This window comes from Oceanobacillus kapialis, assembly GCF_044790185.1.
GTDB lineage: Bacteria > Bacillota > Bacilli > Bacillales > Amphibacillaceae > Oceanobacillus_B > Oceanobacillus_B kapialis.
The window spans coordinates 1,402,710-1,423,231 of sequence record NZ_CP085256.1 but is presented as its reverse complement, the minus strand read 5'-3'; the positions used below and the strand labels follow the sequence as shown (position 1 = coordinate 1,423,231).

Below are 20,522 nucleotides of genomic sequence, written 5' to 3'. Positions count from 1 at the left end.
CCAACAATATGAAACCAGGCTGAACTTCTTCTATAACAACAAAACCGCATAATGCCACTCTGGCATCATGCGGTTATAAATTCAAAAATTAAAACTATGAACCATTCCACTATTATCCGATAAACGATCTTCTTTCACTTCTATAGAAAATTGCTTTTTCTGGATAATCAGTTATGATTGCCCCTACTCGTAAATCCAGAAGTTGTTTTATATCATTACTTTCATTTACAGTCCAAACACGCAGCAAAGGTAAAATTTCTTGCCATTTTTTTGCTTGTTGAAAAGCTACTTTACTAGAGACATGCAATGATTCTAATTCAAAAGCTTCCAAGTAATCGTCAGGACGGCTAACTGGATGGTTGAGGAGCCATGCAATATTAGCTTGGGGATTGATTCGTTTCATGTTCACTAATGTTGGTAAATGAAAAGAAGAATAGACTATTTTTCTTCCATTGCCATAATTAGCTACGATGTCATTTACACGTTCTTCCAATCCCACATAGGGTTCAATATAGGTCTTTAATTCAATGTTTAATTCTGTATCGTAGGGTTCAAGTAACTCAAGAACCTCTTGCAATGTTGGTACCTTTTCTGCTCTCCATTCATTCGTAAAACTTGCAAGGTGTGAGAATCGGTTCCCTGTACTAAATTGGCTAATTTCTTCCATGGTAAGATCTTTGATTAAACCGCTGCCATCTGTTGTTCTGTCTATGCTTTCATCATGGATAACGACTACCTCTCCATCCTTTGTTAAGTGAACATCCAATTCCAAGCCATCGACACCATCTTCTACAGCATTCAAGAAACCAATTAATGAATTTTCTGGAAAGGTACCCATAGATCCTCTATGGCCATATATCTTTGTCATACAATCCTTCCTTTCAAATTAATACGAGACTACTAATTTTTTCATAACCTTTAGAACTAGAGATTGATGATCACAATCACCTTTATGTATGTTAGATTGTTAGCTTCCTCTTCCATTTAACCATAAGCTAGTTAGAAATATGGACTGTTTACCGAAGTTTTACTTAATTTTTACGCTAGTTAAATGTTAATCGCATTTCTTCGACGTGTAGCTTCCCCTCAAGCGTACTCGTCTTAATAAATCTGCATTTGTGTTTACCTAAATTAAAAACCCTGAACTTGTCTCAGCGAATCACAGTTCAGGATTTCCTTATTTTTATAAAGCAGATTATCCACTATCCGACCGTAGAATGCTCTAATTCTTGTCCGAGGCGTCGTTGTACGAGGCGCAATCGAATAAAGAAGCCAATTGCGGCACAGGTTAATCCTAGCGTTATACCTACCCAAAGGCCGAATGGTCCAAGGTTTGTAAAGGCAGATAAAGCATAACCTGAAGGGATACCGATTCCCCAGTAAGATAAAAGCGCGATAACAAAAGGTATTTTCACATCCGTGTAACCTCTTAAAGCACCTTGTAGTCCAGCCTGGGTGGCATCTGAAATTTGATAAACGATAGCAATGATAAAAAATTGCCCTGCCATTGCAACCACCTTTGGATCTTCTGTATATAAATAGGCAATAGGTTCTCGGAATAAATACAAGAATATTGCCCCGGTAGCTAAGAATAATACTCCACCAAGTACTCCCATTAAGCTGTACTGTTTAGCTGCCTGGAGTTTTTTTCCCCCGACAGAATAACCAACAACAATGGTAAGAGCCATAGAGATACTAAGTGGTATCATAAACATGAGCGTCGTAAAGCTTAGCGCAACCTGGTTTGCTGCCACTGTTACAGCTGAAAACATAATCCCCATTAACAATGTAACAACAGAGAAAATGCTTGATTCAAAGAAAATAGATAAACCGATTGGAATACCAATTCCAAGTTGCTTCTTCCATGCTTTTAATGACGGTTTAAACCACTCCACAAAAATTCGGTAATTCCGTACAGAGCTAATCCTAAAAGTCATCAAAATACTAAATAGTAAAATGATCCAGTATGTGATGGCAGTCGCATAACCGGCCCCAATACCTCCTAAGGCTGGCAATCCAAAATTCCCAAAAATAAAACCGTAGTTTAATAAGGCGTTAAAAGGGACGGCCATGACCGTAATAAACATCGTAATTCTTGTAAATCCTTGCCCATCAAAAAAGTTTCGTAATACGTTTGAAAGAAATAAAGGAATAATTCCAAGCGAAAGGCCAATTAAATAATGTAGGGCAATATGCTCCACACCCTGCTCAAGATTCATTGTTTGCAATACAGGTTTTAATACGATACTTCCAATTAGCAAAACCGTTACCGCAAGGGCCACAGCTAAATAGAGTGCCTGCATCACCGAATAAGTGATTTCCTTTTTCTGACCACGTCCGATTAATTGAGCAATAATGGGCGTCACAGCGAGCAGTATGCCATTCATCCCTGTAAAAACAGGCAACCATAGATTGGATCCAATTGCTACACCAGCCAGATCATTTGTACCGACTCTTCCTGACATCATCGTGTCGACCAAATTCATGGCATATAGGCTGAGCTGGGTAACCATGATTGGCCAAAGTATAGATAATAATAATGTTGATTTTTCTTTCCAAGTTTCTGCATGATACATCGTATGCTTCCTCCATAATGCGATATCTTGTAGTACTTTATTTAGAAATTCCTTTCCAAAAAACCTCCCAAGCTGCAGCAAGCTTCCTCTCTGTTCTCTCTTCTCCGCCAAAAACTAATTCCACCGCAATGGAATCAGAAAGGGACGAAAAAGCCAGGCTTGCTGTTTCTGGACTAATGGCCATTTCCCCTTCTTTTAACGCATGCTGAAAACGTTCCAAATAAAAGGAATCTACCGTATCAATATAGTTATAGATGTATTGGTTAAGTTGCTCATATAAGTGTGCGGGAGGAAAGAAAGACACGCGCAACCAAAATTTTAAGCGGTTATCGAATTGATACCGATCTACATAACCACGTAAAGATTTACGCAAGCAATCTTGTAGTGATTCCTGAAAATGGTCGTTAAGATACTCTTTTTCCCTTGTGATCTCAATTTGATAAGTGTCATCTACTATCTCTAAAAACAATTCATCTTTTCCTTTAAAATGGGAATAAATAGATTGTTTCTTCATCCCTACTTGCTCAGCTATTTGGGAAAGTGAGGTTCCATCATAACCATGTGATGCAAACAAGCCAAGGGCAGCTTGCTTAATATTCTCAGAGCTCATCTTCACACCTCCCTTACGATCGTTCGTTAGCAAATTGTATCATGACACATAACGATTGGCAATTACCTTAACATAATAAAAAGAGCTCTCCCTAGGAAAGCTCCTTATATTCGAAATAATTATTATTGCACCTTAATTTCATGTTCTTCATGTTCATGCAAGCCAGAATCATTCTCCACATGAATTATTACATGATAAGTGCCGTTTTCCTCAAAAGTATGACTGGTACTATATTCACCTGGGTTCTGTTCTTCTGCGTCAATCCAATCATGCTTTTCCTCACCATCCAGCCAAATTTCATAACGTACATTGGCTTCTTCCATCGCTTTATCATCCAGCTGGAGATGTGTTAAAAGTTCTACACTGTTTCCCATCTCAACATTTTCCGGTGTTGCAAAATGCAAGCTGAACCCGTCTGTTGATTCTCCATGATCATGTTCATGTCCCTCATTAGTTTCCTCATGTTTAGAGGCATGAACATGCGCTTCTTCGGCTTTTTTTCCATTTCCAACTGTTATTGATTTTTTAGGCATATTATGGAGTCCTTTAGCGTCAGTATGGGCATACATTTCATAGACTCCATCTTCTTCAAAAGATGTTTCGGCACTAAAGGTTCCATCTTCATTGTTTGTTGGTTCTATTTCCCAACTTTCATCTTCTTTTCCTTTTTCCCATATCTCGAATACTACCTCAGCATCTGACACCTTTTCCTCACCATATGTAACTTGTGCTGTTAATTCAATTGCTTCCTTTTCCTTTGCGTTTTCCGGCACAGTAAATTCCACATCCAACGTGTGTACTTCGTCTTCGCTCTCCGCCTGATTTTCTTCTTCCGCATTACCACAAGCAGCCATCATCATAAAGACAACAAGCAGGACTAAAAACCAAAGTTTTTTCATTTTCAACACTCCTTTAGTTTGAGGGATGGCAACAGTTCCCCTCCCCATTCATCTTTTGCAATACGGCAGCTTTTGCTTCTTCAAAAGAATACACATTTCCACCAAAACCTTTTACAAACTTATCTGCATGTTCCCTCCATTCAAAAGTTAGCACTTGAGGATGGCAACACCCCATATGAACAGAAGTGTCCATCACAAACCACGCCAGTGGAGCACTTACGGTTGTATGTCTTAAAAAATCTGGACAAATGGCTTGCATCACTTCTTTATCCAATTGATAATGGCGCATTAAGCCACAGTGCGCACAACAAGCTGTTTCCATTTTGTGATTAGAAAGAATTAATCGATAGGCTAACCTTTCCGTATATTTACGCCCACAATAAACACAGCCTTGGGATTGAGCATTAGCTTCATATGTTTCCTGATTCCAGGCAATCCCACCAAACGTCTTCGTAATAACACCTTGCTCAAGTAACGGCTTAATGTCCCGGTGGATCGTCATCTCGGATACGCCAAACCGCTTACTTAACTCTGAAATTTTCATATGTCTTTCTTCTTCAATTAATGCTCTTATACGTTTTTTCCTTTCAAGAGGCAGCATGACATTCCCTCACCTTATAACAAAGTAACACAATCTATAACACACTTTATCATGGTCCTCTGCTCAAATCAATATGAATAATATGAATAATTCGTGAATATGATGACCTTGTGACCTTTTGTTTTTAAACCACTCTGGTTACCATGGAATTTCACTATCATTGAATATTATAAAGCTTACTACTTGGGGTTTAGGCTACAGAATGGAATTATTATGGGGGATGAGGAATGTGGATATTCATTTACTGCTAGCGGGACAAGTACTATGGAATATACCTTTATTCCTTATTTTATTTGGCCTAATGTTTATGTATTTTTATATTTTTCTTAAAAAAAGATATATATTTAAAAGCACTTCGCAATTATGGTACTTCTGTCTATCTATGAGTATTATTTACTTAGCATTCGGCAGTCCTTTAGCAGTAATAAGTCATGTGTCCATGAGCTTACATATGGTTCAGATGGCGTTGTTGTATTTTATTTGTGCGCCGCTATTGCTTTTAAGTCTACCTAGCTTTAGAAGTCATCCTAAAAAAAGTTTTGCTAAGCCCTATATTACTTTTTCTATCATTACCCTTATGTTATTTGCCGGATTATTTTTCATTTATCATCTCCCTTTTGTTATGCATGGGTTAATGGTTCATTCCCATCTACATACAGGGTATATTGCACTCCTATTCTTGCTATCATTAGGAATGTGGTTACCTTTTTGTTGGGCTCCCTTAGCAAGAGCCGTTGCGAAGGAGAGTTTAAGCAAGTTTGCTGTCTGGAATAGTATTGGGGTTATGCCAGCATGTTTCATTCTAATTATTGGAGCATTTTTTATTGAGGGTGTTTCCCCTATGCACGCTCATTTGGCAGCAGAACTTTCTTTACCACATGGAACCGAAATAAATATGGCATTTTTACCACCTGCCTTTGATCAATTTTTAGCGGGTGCGATAATGATAGTCATTCATAAACTAAGCATGACAAATTGGGGTTAAGCTACACCTTTAGTGAGTGCCTCTTTCTCAGGAAAACACATTATTTTCAATTTGATGTATGTACATCTCTCCAATTAGAAGAGATGGCGAAATTGGCTACACTCTTATTTTCCCAGTTCTTTTGCAGGGTTTCCGATAACTACTTGATTGGCAGACACATCTTTTGTTACGACAGAACCAGCCCCAATTATAGCCTTTTCTCCAACAATAACACTCGGAAGTAATGTAGCATTATTACCAATCCTTGCTGTCTTTTTCACTATTGGTCCTTGTAATGGTTTTGTTCGTGAAGCCATATATTTATCATTACTACTAGACACGCATGGACCAATAAACACTTCGTCTTCTATAACCATATGTGCTGTCACATAGGAGCCTGTTTGAATGGTTACATGTTGCCCTATTACGACATTGTTTTCCACCATAACATTTTTACCAATAATACTGTCTTCTCCAACAAATACTCTCTCACGTATACTTGCCATATCTGCCACCAATACTCCATGATATAATACGGACCCTTGGTATAAACAAGTATGGCTACCAATGGTAACATTCTCTCCAATATACAAAGGCTCTAAATCACCTGCTGGTTTGCGAGCCATTTTTTTATTACTTGTCGGCGCTTTCCCTAGCAAGCTAAAATCATGAACGGTGGTATGATCTGCAATGATTGTTCCAGTCTTAATTGTAACATGATTTCCAATTTCAACATGATCGCCTATTAACACGTCCTCTTCTATTACAACATAATTACCAATCTTAACGTTTTCTCCTAATATCGCTGTTTTATCTATCATTCTATCTTTCCTCCCATTTCTTTGGTGGTGAAATCATCCAATGGCAACGAAATAACGGCACTCTTCCTATCAGCGCGGTACAAAGCAAAAATAGCTTCTAACGCTTTCTTTCCTTCCAATAGAGATACAGCAGGTTGTCGATCATTGACAATAGCCTGGAGCATATCTTCATACATATAGCTGTGCTCGTTCATATCACTAGCAAGCGTATAAAGCTCTTTCCTCTCTTCCTCTTTGTCCATGTAACAATGTGTTAGCTCATTAAAATTTCGACCACCAACAGAGAAGGAACCTTCATCACCAAAAACCGTAAGTTGATAGCCTAAGTTTTGAGGAATGGTAATTGTATTTGCTTCGATTAAGCCTTTACTACGGTTACTAAAATGAAATATCCCTGTAGCTACATCCTCTGTTTCCTTAGTGTGTAGTGCTTTTCCTAATTCTCCATATGCTGTTTCGAGGTCCCCCATCATCCACAATAGTTGATCTACTAGATGTATTCCTTGATTAATGAGCATCCCCCCGTCCTGTTCCCATGTTCCTTTCCAATTGGAATTTTCAAAGTAAGATGGTGATCTATATAGCCGTAGAGAAATTGTAGCAAGATGAGGTTTACCAAATGCTCCCTCCATAACTTTCTCTTTAAGTTGTTGTAATAACGGTCGGTAACGTAATTGGTGACAAACTAATACTTTTCGCTTAAAAGTTTTTGCCAATAAAATTAACTCATCAGCTTCCTTTAACGAAAGGGCAATTGGTTTTTCTAACATGACATGCTTCCCGTGGCGAATTGCCTCGCTTGCGACGGCAGCATGAAGCCCTGAGATTACTGTGACCACCACTACATCAATTGTGGGATTTTCTAGCAGCTCGCCATAGTTCTTATAACAGGAGATTTCTACTTCTTGCTCTGATTGATTTTTATAATTCTCTACAGCTTTTTTCATGTTTTTCTCATCGATGTCACTTACGGCAGTTAGTTGCATCCCTCTCATTTTAGATAAAGAAGAAAGATGTTTACCCGAAATATAGCCACATCCGATTAGACCGACATTTAGCATGATGGCATCACCTGGAAATCTTTTAACCCGGCTATCACAATATCCTGCTCGTTTTCTGTCATAAAAGGAAATAATGGAATTGCGAGTAGCCGCTTTGAAAGCTGTTCCGCTAACGGAAAATCGCCTTCTTGGTAAGAAAGATGTTCGTATGCTTTTTGTAAATGAATACATTGCGGGTAATAGATACCTGTTTGAATGTTTCTCGAAGCAAGATGCTTGATTAATAAATCACGCTCTTCTGTAGCTATGACATATAAATGATAGACGTGTCGACGGTCTGATTTCTCATTCGGGAGGCTAATATAGCGTAATGCCTCCAAATTTTTCTTATAACGATCTGCCCACAATCCACGCTTTGCATTCCAGCTATCAATATGATCCAAACAGCACAACAAAATCGCTGCATGAATTTCATCTAATCTACTATTATAGCCAATTTCTTCATGAAAGTATTTCTCGTTACTCCCATGTGTTTTAAGCTCACGAATGCGTTTTGCAATGACTGGGTCGGAGGTAACAACCATCCCCCCATCTCCCATTGTAGAAAGATTTTTTGTAGGAAAAAAAGAAAAACAAGCTGCATCACCAAGAGTTCCAATCTCTTCTCCTTGATAGACAGCCCCAAATGCCTGGCAAGCATCTTCAATCACAATAAGACCATGCTGTTTGGCAACGTTGTTTAATTCATTCATATCTGCTGGCTGACCAAAAAGATGGACTGGTAAAATTGCTTTTGTTCTTTTGGACAGCTTTTCACTTACCTTTCCAGGATCAAGATTAAACGTTGTCGGGTCAATATCTACAAAGACAGGCGTTGCTCCAACCCTGCTAATTGCTTCAGCAGTTGCAAAGAAACTAAAGGGTGTCGTGATTACTTCATCACCTGGCCCTATCCCATATGCATGTAATGTAAGCACGAGAGCATCTGTCCCATTTGCAACAGCAATAGCTTCTTCAACCCCTAATCTGTTTGCTATTACCGATTCGAATTTTTTAACATGTTCACCTGAAATATAGCTTCCTTTCTGCAGAATCTCTATCATTTTTCCCATTATATCTGCTTCAAGTGCAGCAAACTGACGTTTCGGATCTGTGATCGGGATCATATGCATCATCCTTTATATATTTGTTAAACACTTTCCTAACATCGTATTCATGCGCTGTACCACGTTTAACGGCAACTACCACAAAGTATAAGAATTATGCTTTTGCACACGCCTATCAGCCGATGAGCATGTTTAATAGGAAGAAGCCTTTTTCATGTGATCCCCAGAACTTCCTATAACTCACTGGCATATACCAATATTAGATTTGTTGAAAGGATAATGCTTATGACAAAACGAAGTACTCCTCTCCTTTTAATAGGAGAGACCAGTAATATACGAGACCATGTAGCAAAAAAATTATTAGAAGAAAAATTTGAAACGACAGAAATAGAGCAAATGGAGCAAGGACCTGTTTCTATAATTCTGTTTTTATTTGATAGGCAATCGGCCAAGCTGTCCATCTACTTACTTCAGCAAGTTCATTTAGAGAAATATGAGATGGACCAACTATTTATCTTTGACGATAAAAAAACAAATAGTTTAGCTGATAATGAATCGTTCGTCCAATCATTAATAAAAGCAAGTACTAACGCAGTAGAACTATTTTTTAGTGATGTACATGTTGATTCAGAGCGTGTTGGAGATGTAGTAGCGAAGCATTTACTACATGATTTAATTCATCCTTCCTCTCACCAAATGGTTAAAAGGGAAATTTCCTTAAAGGAAAAAGAGATAGTCGGTGTAGTAGGTTTAGGATATGTTGGACTCCCTGTTGCAGTAGGGTTCTCAGAACACTATCCAGTTATTGGATTTGATGTGGATGACGGAAAAATAGCGAAGTTAAAAAAAGGAGAAGATCCTTCCGAACAATTCACTCAAGAATCACTAGTTGCAACAAAGATTGATTTCACCACTAACGCCAAAAAACTTCGTCGTTGCGCTTATATTATTGTGGCCGTTCCTACACCAATTTCAGCATCCAAAGAACCTGACCTTTCCTATTTAGAAGCCGCTTCACAGTTAATTGGCGAAAATTTAACTCCTGACACTATTGTGGTCTATGAATCTACCGTATACCCCGGTGCGACTGAGGAAGTATGTAGTCCCATCTTAGAAAAAGCTTCTAATCTCAAAGTAGGCAAGGATTTTTTTATTGGGTACTCTCCAGAAAGGATCAATCCTGGGGACCACGAGCATACGTTCCGAACTATTCCAAAAATTGTAGCAGGTCAAAGCGCTTTTGTAGCAGAGACACTTTACCAGCTTTATCAAAACGTTATCAAGGCCCCCGTCTACAAAGCCAGCTCCATTAAAGTAGCTGAGACCGCAAAAGTGGTAGAAAATACGCAACGCGACATAAATATTGCCTTTATGAATGAGTTGGCACAAATATTCTATCATTTAGATATTCCAACAGAGGATGTATTGGCAGCAGCTGGAACTAAGTGGAATTTCTTGCCTTTCTCACCAGGTCTAGTTGGTGGCCACTGTATTGGTGTGGATCCTTATTACCTCATACACAAGGCTAGACTAGCTGGTTATGAGCCAAGTTTTTTAACTGCCGCAAGAGAAGTAAATGAGTCCATGGTAGATCATGTTACCAATTTGGTTATGCAACAAATTGTCCACCATCAAACGCCTTGGGACAATTTAAAGATAACGGTGCTTGGAGGCACGTTTAAGGAGAACATTGGGGATATTCGCAATTCAAAGGCTCTTGAGATATTGAAAAATCTATTAAATCTTGGATTATCCGTGCAATTATGTGATCCACACATAACAGAAGGTTCTGTTCAAGACATTTACGGAATCAGTAACAAATCATTTGATGAGCTGGAAAAAGCAGATATCGTCATTGCTGCAGTACCTCACGACGTATTTAATTGGGAAAGATTAAAAACTATATTAAAAGAAACTTCTACTGTTATAGACATTAAATCTTCCATACCGCTCCACTATATCCCTAAAGAAGTCACACTTTTACGACTTTAAAGAGAGGAGGAATTTAATTGGAAAACAAACTCACATTACTTGTCTTAATAAAAGAATTTTGTGTATATCCGAAGCACACCCCTAAGATGGATACAATTAAAGCATTTGAAAATGTAGCAAATGTTCATTATTGGCATTCTGATGGAAATATAAAAGATATCCTAAGCGAGCTACAAATTAATCCAGATTTTATTTTCCATTACGATATAGCTTGGAATTATAGTTTAGCACCAAAAATAGATGGATTAGAAGAGATAGGAATACCAAAGGGGTGCTTTGTAATAGACCTTCATTGGAAACCGGAAGAAAGAAGGAAATATATCGAAGAAAATAGGATAGACTTAGTTTTTTCTGCTACGAGGCATCCTTTTTTAAAAGTCTTTCCTGAATACGAAAAGAAGCTACGATGGCTACCATGGGCAATTAACCCGTCAGTAATGAAGGATTGGAAACTGGAGAAGACAATTGATACCCTCCTTATGGGCCTTGTTTATGTCGATAAATATAATCAAGGAAAACACCAACTGCCAAAGAGTGTGCCGCCTAAAGGGAGATATGCTTTTCGTGATGCTGTTTTCAACGTAATGCGGGACGATCCTAATTTTGTCTATCATCCCCACCCAGGACATCGTGTAAGACGAGGCAACAATCTAGTAATAAATGAAAAATATGCACAAGAATTAAATCGCGCTAAGATCTTTTTTACATGTGGAAGTCGTATGGAGACTGGTGGCATTGCAGTACTCAAATTTTTCGAAGCACCAGCCTGTAATACATTATTGCTAGCTGAAACCAACAAAGAGATAGAGTCATTAGGCTTTATAGATGGGGTTAACTTTGTTGCATGTACTCCAGATGACCTTGCGGAAAAAACAGCCTATTACCTCACAAACGATAAAGAAAGACTGCGTATCGCGAGAAATGGTCACCAACTAGTCCATACAAATCACACCAATCAAAAGCGTGCAGAACAGCTACTACGTTATATTAATTCCTTCCTAAATACGCAAATTGTTTAAATTAAGTTCTATTAAATATAAATGTGCTCTCATAATAGATAGTTTGACTCACTCACTATATTTTCTCGCACATAAGATATAGAGAGCTTCACATTTGAAGCATCATACAGAAAAAGGAGGATATTAATGGCTGTTACAAACTTGATAGTAAATGGTGGATTCGAATCTGGTACTCTATCAGAGTGGAGTTCTTCCAATAGCTATGTAACGATTTCTAGTCCACATTCCGGGAACTACGCAGCTGTACTAAGAAACGGTATAGGAGCAGCAAGTTTAAGTCAGATAGTACCAATTACGTCTGGTGAAAGTTATCAGTTGCTCGTCTCGTTGAGCAGATATGGCCTTTTAGGAAGCCCAAGACTGATAATTCGTGTGTATTTCTTAAATGAATTAAATCTTGAAGTAGGTACGGGGCTGGAGGTGGAGGTTACCAGTGGAAGCTTACCAAATGCAGTAAACAATAACTGGCAGGAGCTTTACCATGTTACTGAACCAGCACCTGAGACAGCCTCGCAAGCACGTGTAGAAATAAGTAAACCTTTCGGAAGCTTTTTATCTTCTGCTGTTTTGGTGGACGATGTTGCCTTACTAGATTTTGATGGGGAAGGTGGAGAAGGTTCACCAGGACCAACTGGACCAATAGGACCGACAGGACCAACTGGACCAATAGGACCGACAGGACCTACTGGGCCTACCGGCGTGACTGGCGCTACGGGCGTCACTGGACCTACTGGGCCTACCGGCGTTACGGGGGCTACGGGTGTCACTGGACCGACGGGGCCTACCGGCGTTACGGGTGCTACGGGCGTCACTGGACCGACGGGACCTACTGGCGTTACGGGTGCTACGGGTGTCACTGGACCGACGGGACCTACCGGCGTTACGGGTGTTACGGGCGTCACTGGACCGACGGGGCCTACTGGCGTCACTGGTGTTACGGGCGTCACTGGACCGACGGGACCTACCGGCGTTACGGGTGCTACGGGCGTCACTGGACCGACTGGGCCTACCGGCGTGACTGGCGCTACGGGCGTCACTGGACCGACTGGGCCTACCGGCGTTACTGGTGTTACGGGCGTCACTGGACCGACTGGGCCTACCGGCGTTACTGGCGCTACGGGCGTCACTGGACCGACTGGGCCTACCGGCGTGACTGGCGCTACGGGCGTCACTGGACCGACTGGGCCTACCGGCGTGACTGGTGTTACGGGGCCGACGGGACCAACAGGACCTACCGGGCCAACAGGACCAACGGGGCTTTAATTTATCTAATAGAAGGTACTGCATTTCTAGGGTACCTTCTTTTTAATTAATTATTAACGATAATGATGGAAAAATGTAAGAAAAAGATATTCATCCAATCTCGATTAACCAGCTAAGAATAAAATAGAACATGTGTGAAGTTTCAGAGAAAAAAAGGAGTGAGATTGATGGTTAGTATAAGTCTTTGTATGATCGTCAAAAATGAAGAAAAGTTGCTTGCAAGATGTCTTGAAACCATTAAGGATCTTGTAGATGAAATAAATATTATAGACACAGGTTCCACAGACCGGACGTTAGAGATAGCCAAAAAATATACTGACAGAATTTATTATTATGAATGGACCGGAAGTTTTAAAGAAGCTAGAAATGAGTCGTTTAAATATGCAACAAAGGATTACATTCTTTATCTAGATGCAGATGATGTTCTATTAGAGGAAGACCAAATAAAACTAAAAAAACTAAAAGAAGAGCTCGATCCTTCCGTTGACTCTGTTTCCATGTATTATAATGCCGGAATGGATAATTACGGAAATGTAACCTTAAAATACAGAACACATCGCTTATTAAAGACTGAACGTAATTTTCGTTGGGCTGGAGACGCTCATAACTATTTAAACGTACACGGAAATATTATTAATTCTGACGTTGCCGTAACGCATAAGAAAGAGAAACACGCTGTTGGCCGTACCCTCTCCATCTATAAAAAAAGGATTGAAAATGGTGAAACATTTACAGCTAGAGACTATTTTTATTATGGCAATGAGTTAAGAGAAAATGGACATTATGAGCAAGCTATTAAAAGCTATACAAGAAACATTGAGACGAAAGAAGGATGGATTGAAGATAAAGTTTATGCTTGTATTTATCGCGCAGACTGTTACCGTTATTTAGGTGAAGCGGAAAAAGAGATTGCCTCATTATACGAATCATTTCAATTCTCTAAGACTCCAAGACCGGAATCTTGCAGTAGAATCGGTTATCATTATCAAAAGAAAAGAGAGTTTAAACAAGCGGTCTATTGGTATAAAACAGCGACAGAGCTTGAGGAAGATCCTAATCGATGGAGTTTTACCTATCCAGTCTATTCTACATGGTATCCCCATCTTCAGCTTTGTGTCTGCTACTATAATTTACAGCAATTCGAGAAAGCATATGAACATAATGAAAAGGCACGATCGTATAGACCGGACGATGAAAAAGTTCTATTCAACAAATCCTTACTCGAGAAAAAAATTGCTAAAAAGTAAGTTCTCCTCTCTAAATTCACAAAAAAGTGGATTTAGATATACATAAGTATTTGTTTCACCTTTTAATGGCCTTCCATATTGTCCAATAGTCCTTCTCAATAATGCTTTTCTGATCAGGTAATCGGGCACTAATAAAATTAATCAACTTATCAAGTTCTACATCGCTAAGCTCATGAAGAATAGAACGGCCGGTCCTCTGTCTAATATCATTCAATAACTGATTCTTTTCTTTGTAAACCTGTCTTTTTTCTAATATTGTTAATTCCTTTACAACCTCAAAACCTGCCTCTTCCAAACTAATGTTTACATCACGAGAATTAAAACGCCTTTTTACTTCTTTATCGATTAAATGAGGGTAACATGCAAAAAACCATCCCCTTATATGCTCTTCATTACCTCCTTGGAAAACATTTTGTAGCGTCCTGTCCTGAAGAACGAAGGTTCCTCCATGTTTTAAAACTCTATAAGCTTCTGTAAAACAACTATTTAAATCGGAAAAATGATGAATTAAGGCACGCTCCAGGATTAAATCTAGTTGATCTGACTCTAATTCTAATGCTGTAGCATTTCCCTGCTTAAACTTAATTTGCGGGTATTTACGACAGTTTTCTTTTGCCCCTTCTAACATTGATATAGAATAATCAATTCCGAGCACATTCGGAATTCCCAGCTCACATAATGCTTTGCTATAAATTCCACCCCCACAGCCGATATCTGCTGCCTGCTGAATAAACTCCCCACTGAGTAAATCCCTCATGGTATCTACCCAATACTCATCTGCATTTCTTGTCGTGTAACTATATTTATTTCGTTCATCATGAAAATGAATCGCCATGTCATTACCTCCCTTACCTTACTATATCAATTTCATTTTAAAAAATATAATACTATTTATGTATGCATCTTAATAACGATTGCTTATCAACTGTTTTTAGCTCCCCCTTTAAGGGAAAAGATTTTAAAAACGCCATGAAAGGGTTGGACCTAAAATGAGAATACGAATAGTTTTACTTACAATGTTACTTACATTTTTCGTTGCTGGCTGTAATGATAATCAAGTGAATAGCACTGAATCGCCAGAAGATACAACCCACTCCTCCACTGAAGAAGAAAACTCAAACGTTAAAGGAAACAAACAAATAGTAGATTCTAATACCAATGAGAGTAACGAAGAATTAAGTTCCGTTAAAAGCGAGCTAAAAATATCTGAAGCCGAAGTAAAACTACCCTCTGCATTTCCTGAAAGAGAAGTGAAGCCTTTCATTGAGAAAAACGAGGATAATAAATATACGATATCTTATTCGACGGAAGCTGAAGAAGTGGCTACATTTTCGGGTACCCAATATGCTTCCAAAGAAGAAGCTATACAAACTGTCCAGGATTTTTCGAATGGAAAGAAAGTTGGTCCCTTTGAGGAAGGTGCAGTTGATTTAGGCTATGGAATAACTGGGTACGGTGAAGGAGCAACAGGAAGTCAGTATTTTAGCTGGGAAGAAGGCAATTGGTTATTAAGTATACGTTCTTTAACCATGGACGAAATTGATCATCCAGAAATCGCTAAGAAAATTGTCGAGTACCTGGAAACACATATGCTTCCTGCTCCTGGCGAGGATGGAATTGTCTATATAAATTACCCTCAAGGAGGGGATGAAGTGTCAGTAGATGTAAGATGGCAGGAACATAATATGGTTTCTCGACTTCAAACAGATCGTGTACCACTGGAAGCACTTGAGATGACCGCCTCTGTTACTTAAACTCTGTTGGCTCAAGCAAAGATATGACCTTTTATTTAATATTTAAAGCCTATTTATTCACTAGTTATAATGAAACATGTATGGTGACTGAAGAACTTGAGATACTAAGAAAAATGAACATGCAAGGAGGCGTAAACGTGGGTGAATACAGCCATTTCCGTTCAGGTCAGAAAGTACCTAACAACGGTATTTATCGCGAAATAGGAGAAACAGGCAGCAATGTAAACGATCCTCAATTTATCGAATTAAAAGCAGGGGAGAAATTCCCTGAAACAAGAAATCAGAACAGGGTTTGGACTAGAGAAAAGTAGCAAAAAATGCACGATGCCTCCATGTGGGCATCGTGCATTTTTCAATAGTATTCCTTTGTATTTTTACTAGCAGAAGGAATCCTTTGGTTTTGGTACAGACAATCCGAATAATGGTCGTAAATATAACGCTACAAACGTACCGCCAAGTGCTAAAATCCCCCAAATGTAACCATGTAGACTGAAGGATGCAATACCACCAAAGTACGCACCGATGTTACAACCAAACGCAAGACGAGCGCCATATCCCATTAATAAACCGCCAATAATCGCTGCCGCAACGTTTTTCAGGTTCATTTTGGAAAACTTAAAGAGCCCACCGGCGGCAGATGCTAAAAACGCTCCTAAAATAACGCCTAAATTTAGTACAGTAGTAGAATCTGTGAAGATAGAAGCGTTTAATGCTTCTACATTTCCTTGCCAATATCCCCAACTTGCTACATCTATGCCGAAGAATTGAGCTACTTTAGAACCCCAGAGAGCAAAAGCTGACGTAACGCCCCATGGAGTCCCGCGTGTCATTAAAGTCAATGCATTAAGAACAGCAAGAACAATGGCTGCTGCAAATAAAGGCCATGATCCGCGAAAAATTCGTTTCCAACCACTTGTAGAAGGCAGTGGAGCCATTTTTGGTGCCTTTTTCCTTCTTTCAATAATAAGTGTTATCCAGGCAATAACACCAAAAAGAATAATAGACAATGCCCACGCTCCACCATAACCAAGACCTGTAGAGGTAGCTAAGGAAACGGCCTCAAAAGAAGGCAGTTCCTCTGTCCAAAACGATAGGTGATATGCCCCTACTGTAGAGCCAATGATGAAGAAAAGCAATGTTACAAACATTACCGATCTTCCTCCACCTACAGCGTATAGCGTTCCAGATGCACACCCTCCACCAAGCTGCATGCCGATACCAAATAGAAACGCGCCAACAAGCAGGCTAATACCCACTGGAGACACATAACCAGAGACTTCCCCTCCAAAGAAAGAAAGGCCGAACGCTAAAATTGGTGCAAACAAGGTTACAGCAACTGCAAGCATAAGCATGTGAGCCCGCAACGCTTGCCCATTCCCAACTGAGGCAAGTCTACGAAACGCAGAAGTAAACCCAAACCGAGCATGGAACAGCGTATAACCTAGCAAGATTCCAATAACGAGTAGTAAAGGCTGTACCGCTTCTTGAGTAAAAAGTAAATAAACTAATAAAATTGCACTAACAACCAGCCCACCGATTATGTGCGGTGTCTGTGGGTTATTTAATTTAGCATCCTGTCTCTTAACTGGATCCTTCACTTCATTTATAGGTTGAACATGAGTTGCCATTTAAAAACACCCTTTTCCGATTAATTTAGTCGGGATTAATACATATTAAGTATAATACGTGTTCAGCAACTTTATGTCAATAAAAGAATACAGATGATTTTATTATCAAAAGAAAGGTAGGAAATTAACGTAAAATAAGTCGTGAAAACTTTGTAGTCTTTAATCACCTTTTTACAAAACCCCCGCATGCGTAAATATTCCCATACCCTGATACAAAACAAAAACCGAACAAGAAAAAATTCTCTTCGTTCGGTTTCTTCTAATAATATAATGTTTTTAACCAAGTCAATGACCTTACTAATTCGTACGATTTATCACATAGTCGAGTAAGTATTTTAAAAATGAGCTATTTAACTTAAGCCCTTGCAGTGCTTCCAAAGCATTACAATAATGATCCCAAAGCGCTTTCTTAGCTCCATTAACACCAAGAACGGAAACAAATGTAGCGTTATGGTGAAGCATATCTTGCTTTGTATTTTTTCCAATTTGCTTGCTCTGCCCTTCTACATCCAAGATATCATCTTTTATCTGAAAGGCGATGCCTGCATGCTTTGCAAAACGTTTTAAGCTCTCTTTCTCCGCTTCATTTACTCCTGCAAGAATAGCTGGCATAATTAACGAAGCTTCAAAGCCAATTCCTGTTTTGTAAAAACACATTTCGCTTAGTTCATCTACCGTTAACAGTTTTCCCCTGGAATCAAGATCCATTGCCTGGCCTTTACACATTTCTGCAGCTGCCTTAGAGGAATAGTAAATTAATTCAAGTACAGAATCTGAATCATACCCACGAAGTTTTGCTTGACTTGATACTGCTTTCTGGGTCAGAAAAATTCCCGTTAGTTCCGCTGTTGCTACGTTATACACTTCATGTAATGTCGAGTGTCCACGTCGGATGGAAGCATTATCCTGTGCGGGCAAATCGTCATAGATTAACGAAGCAGTATGCATATACTCTAATGACTTTAATAAAGGCTCAATAGTAATAGGGTCCATTTTGTATTCCTTAACGGCCATTACCCAGGTCATGATTGGTCTTAATCTTTTTCCCCCGCCTTGTAAGCTATAATTCGCAGCCTCTGTAATCGAATCAAGGAATAAAGATGGAGCATCGGACCGCAATAGAGGAAGTATGTTATTAATTTGATTACGGATGTCCTTTACTGAATCCTTAAAAGTGTTTACTTCCTTCTGCTCTTTCTTTAAGTCATCTATTACATGATCCCGTAAAAGTTTATCTAAAAACTCTACTTCTGTTGCTTTCTTTACCATCCTTTGAATTATTTGATTTAGCTTAGAATCAAAAGCAAGAAGTTCCATTACTTCATCATACTTTTCCTTACCCCATTTCTTCTTAAATCGCTTTAATCCGTTTATAGCTCTAGACAATATTACTTCACGAGTTTTATCGTCTGATCGATAAACATGGTGAAGTAAATAGGAAATTACGGTCCAATACATTTCAAAAGGATTTATCAAATCGTCGCGTTGTTTATGATATTTTATATAATAGGTGTAAGGTGTTACAGAACCTTCTTCCATATCCGTAAACATATCTGCAAAATCATCAGCGAGCTGATTATAAATCCCATAGTAAAAGGTTTGCTCACTTATTTGCTGATTTTCAGGAGCCTCTACTAAGGAACGCACAATGAGACGTGAGGAAGCTGACTTTAAGATAATCGGTACATAAAGATCTTCATTACTATATGTTTTAATTGCTAAATTCTTATCTCTATCTTCCTCTTGAGATTGGAAAAAGACGAAGGATTGTTCTAAGAAGCTCTCCCAAGCTGTTGCGGAATGCTGGGTGCGAATATACTCAAAAGCACCTCTCAACTCTGAATGAACGTATCTCATAAACGGATAAGTTTGGAGCCAGCCAGTTAACTCCGGCACGACTCCTGTTCGTAATGTAATACGGATAATGGACGCATAGTCTTTCTTTTCCTCATCCGTTAGCAAACTCGAATCCAAAATATCATCAATAAAGGGGTATGTAATTCCATAAGCAAAACCTAGCCGAATTGCTCTACTAAGCCTAGATGCACGATCTTCAGATGAAATATTTGCTTCCATTTCATCTAATTCTTGAATTACTACTCCACCAATAATCTTTGTTAGCTTTCGCCTAGTTTCAGTAGGATCAAGCTCTTCTGGAATGGTTGCTGTTATCTCCTGTAACTTTTCTAACACCCAAATTAAACTCTCCTCCACACCCTCTTTTTGAGCCCAGCGGTATGTCTCCACCATACTAAGAGGGTTAAACGAGCTATTAACATCTTCTCTATTACTCAATAATGTTTTGCGCATATTCTTTATGGAATGATGCACCTTCTTCTTTGTTTCAGATTCATATAGAGCTCTTCCAATGTCTCGCATGTAAATGTACGAGATACTGCGGTCGAGATATTCATTTAACTTACCTTTTTTATCTAGCCATTGAATGTAATGTTGATAATCAGTTGAATTGACATTTTTCTTGTTCAAATATATAGATACCAATGAAAATTGGTTTATATGTTTTTTCTTCCATATGTTAAAATCCTTCTTTAACGTGAAAATATGCTGCTTCTTTTCCAGATGGGTAGAAAGATTAATAAAATATGCTCGAGCATTTTCTTCATTTGTTTCATACCTTAAATCCTTTAGGTTAGAAATTGTTTCTGCTTCCTTTCTCATATAGCGGTCCCTCATCTTCTATATTTCTCGTTATTCTTTCTTTCTTTCTTTAACTATAATACTAACAAATTGTTCTCGAATATACCTTATTATTTACAAAAAAGCGAAGCCGTTTGGCTCCGCTTTGTGTTTTTTAAACATTATTTGAATTTTTTCGCTTAGCTTCCCCAGCAGAATCTTGGACTTCACCTTTTGCTTTGTCCTTCTTACCGTCAGCCTGCATTTTTTTATTATCTGTTAGGTTTCCTAATTGGTCCTTTGCTTCACCTTTTGCTTTGCTGACTGCTCCTTTTACTTTATCTGATGAACCGTTTTGACTCATGTCTATCACGCTCCTTACTGTTTCTTTTACCTTTAAAAAG

19 protein-coding genes are annotated in these 20,522 nt (G+C 38.8%); 7 read left to right on the top strand and 12 right to left on the bottom strand.

Annotated features, from left to right (window positions below; genetic code table 11):
* Window positions 1–112 precede the first annotated feature (112 nt).
* From LG273_RS07515 to LG273_RS07495, 5 genes are all read right to left on the bottom strand, one after another.
* Window positions 113–868: a glycerophosphodiester phosphodiesterase gene (locus LG273_RS07515; RefSeq protein ID WP_404458989.1), complete on the bottom strand. Its 756-nt coding sequence runs from the start codon at window positions 866–868 to the stop codon at window positions 113–115.
* Between the two features lie 334 nt (window positions 869–1,202).
* Complete coding sequence (locus LG273_RS07510) at window positions 1,203–2,576, bottom strand: MATE family efflux transporter (protein WP_404458987.1); 1,374 nt, start codon at window positions 2,574–2,576, stop codon at window positions 1,203–1,205.
* A gap of 37 nt (window positions 2,577–2,613) precedes the next feature.
* Entirely contained in the window at window positions 2,614–3,186 is a 573-nt protein-coding gene (locus LG273_RS07505) for a TetR/AcrR family transcriptional regulator (protein WP_404458985.1), read from the bottom strand.
* Between the two features lie 122 nt (window positions 3,187–3,308).
* Window positions 3,309–4,085: a FixH family protein gene (locus tag LG273_RS07500; protein WP_404458983.1), complete on the bottom strand. Its 777-nt coding sequence runs from the start codon at window positions 4,083–4,085 to the stop codon at window positions 3,309–3,311.
* A gap of 13 nt (window positions 4,086–4,098) precedes the next feature.
* Window positions 4,099–4,686, bottom strand: coding sequence for a DeoR family transcriptional regulator (locus LG273_RS07495; RefSeq protein WP_404458981.1), 588 nt, complete (start codon window positions 4,684–4,686; stop codon window positions 4,099–4,101).
* A 202-nt stretch (window positions 4,687–4,888) separates the two neighbouring features.
* On the opposite strand from LG273_RS07495, the gene LG273_RS07490 reads away from it, so the two are divergent.
* Window positions 4,889–5,671: a cytochrome c oxidase assembly protein gene (locus LG273_RS07490; protein ID WP_404458979.1), complete on the top strand. Its 783-nt coding sequence runs from the start codon at window positions 4,889–4,891 to the stop codon at window positions 5,669–5,671.
* A 104-nt stretch (window positions 5,672–5,775) separates the two neighbouring features.
* Here the strand turns inward: LG273_RS07490 and LG273_RS07485 are convergent, their stop codons facing one another.
* The 3 genes from LG273_RS07485 to LG273_RS07475 are packed head-to-tail and all read right to left on the bottom strand — an operon-like array spanning window position 5,776 to window position 8,638.
* Window positions 5,776–6,471 carry a DapH/DapD/GlmU-related protein gene (locus LG273_RS07485; RefSeq protein WP_404458977.1) on the bottom strand — a complete coding sequence of 232 codons (696 nt, stop codon included), beginning with the start codon at window positions 6,469–6,471 and terminating at the stop codon, window positions 5,776–5,778.
* Entirely contained in the window at window positions 6,468–7,532 is a 1,065-nt protein-coding gene (locus LG273_RS07480; protein WP_404458975.1) for a Gfo/Idh/MocA family protein, read from the bottom strand. Before LG273_RS07480 ends, LG273_RS07485 begins: the two co-directional genes overlap by 4 nt.
* A complete protein-coding gene (locus LG273_RS07475) occupies window positions 7,526–8,638 on the bottom strand; it encodes a DegT/DnrJ/EryC1/StrS family aminotransferase (RefSeq protein ID WP_404459493.1) in 1,113 nt (370 codons plus the stop codon). The genes LG273_RS07480 and LG273_RS07475 overlap by 7 nt, the downstream gene beginning before the upstream one ends.
* A 225-nt stretch (window positions 8,639–8,863) precedes the next feature.
* Here LG273_RS07475 and LG273_RS07470 point away from each other — a divergent pair, with 225 nt between their 5' ends.
* From LG273_RS07470 to LG273_RS07455, 4 genes are all read left to right on the top strand, one after another.
* Window positions 8,864–10,570 carry a nucleotide sugar dehydrogenase gene (locus LG273_RS07470; RefSeq protein ID WP_404458973.1) on the top strand — a complete coding sequence of 569 codons (1,707 nt, stop codon included), beginning with the start codon at window positions 8,864–8,866 and terminating at the stop codon, window positions 10,568–10,570.
* 17 nt (window positions 10,571–10,587) lie between these two features.
* On the top strand, window positions 10,588–11,589 hold the full coding sequence (locus LG273_RS07465) for a glycosyltransferase (protein WP_404458971.1): 1,002 nt from the start codon (window positions 10,588–10,590) through the stop codon (window positions 11,587–11,589).
* Between the two features lie 126 nt (window positions 11,590–11,715).
* Window positions 11,716–12,852: an NTTRR-F1 domain gene (locus LG273_RS07460; RefSeq protein ID WP_404458969.1), complete on the top strand. Its 1,137-nt coding sequence runs from the start codon at window positions 11,716–11,718 to the stop codon at window positions 12,850–12,852.
* Window positions 12,853–13,019: 167 nt separating this feature from the next.
* On the top strand, window positions 13,020–14,099 hold the full coding sequence (locus LG273_RS07455; protein WP_404458967.1) for a glycosyltransferase: 1,080 nt from the start codon (window positions 13,020–13,022) through the stop codon (window positions 14,097–14,099).
* A 55-nt stretch (window positions 14,100–14,154) separates the two neighbouring features.
* On the opposite strand, the gene LG273_RS07450 is transcribed toward LG273_RS07455, so the two are convergent.
* Window positions 14,155–14,934, bottom strand: coding sequence for a class I SAM-dependent methyltransferase (locus LG273_RS07450; protein ID WP_404458965.1), 780 nt, complete (start codon window positions 14,932–14,934; stop codon window positions 14,155–14,157).
* A 154-nt stretch (window positions 14,935–15,088) separates the two neighbouring features.
* Here LG273_RS07450 and LG273_RS07445 point away from each other — a divergent pair, with 154 nt between their 5' ends.
* Window positions 15,089–15,853 carry a hypothetical protein gene (locus tag LG273_RS07445; RefSeq protein WP_404458963.1) on the top strand — a complete coding sequence of 255 codons (765 nt, stop codon included), beginning with the start codon at window positions 15,089–15,091 and terminating at the stop codon, window positions 15,851–15,853.
* A 137-nt stretch (window positions 15,854–15,990) separates the two neighbouring features.
* On the top strand, window positions 15,991–16,164 hold the full coding sequence (locus LG273_RS07440) for a YjzC family protein (RefSeq protein ID WP_379561306.1): 174 nt from the start codon (window positions 15,991–15,993) through the stop codon (window positions 16,162–16,164).
* Window positions 16,165–16,230: 66 nt separating this feature from the next.
* Here LG273_RS07440 and LG273_RS07435 read toward each other — a convergent pair whose 3' ends face one another.
* The 3 genes from LG273_RS07435 to LG273_RS07425 form a co-directional block, all read right to left on the bottom strand.
* Window positions 16,231–17,481: a YeeE/YedE family protein gene (locus tag LG273_RS07435; RefSeq protein WP_404458961.1), complete on the bottom strand. Its 1,251-nt coding sequence runs from the start codon at window positions 17,479–17,481 to the stop codon at window positions 16,231–16,233.
* Between the two features lie 297 nt (window positions 17,482–17,778).
* Window positions 17,779–20,160 (bottom strand): polyprenyl synthetase family protein, encoded by a 2,382-nt coding sequence (locus tag LG273_RS07430; protein ID WP_404458959.1) that lies wholly within the window; start codon window positions 20,158–20,160, stop codon window positions 17,779–17,781.
* A gap of 133 nt (window positions 20,161–20,293) precedes the next feature.
* Window positions 20,294–20,482, bottom strand: a complete 189-nt coding sequence (locus tag LG273_RS07425) for a CsbD family protein (RefSeq protein WP_379561303.1) — start codon at window positions 20,480–20,482, stop codon at window positions 20,294–20,296.
* Window positions 20,483–20,522: the final 40 nt, after the last annotated feature.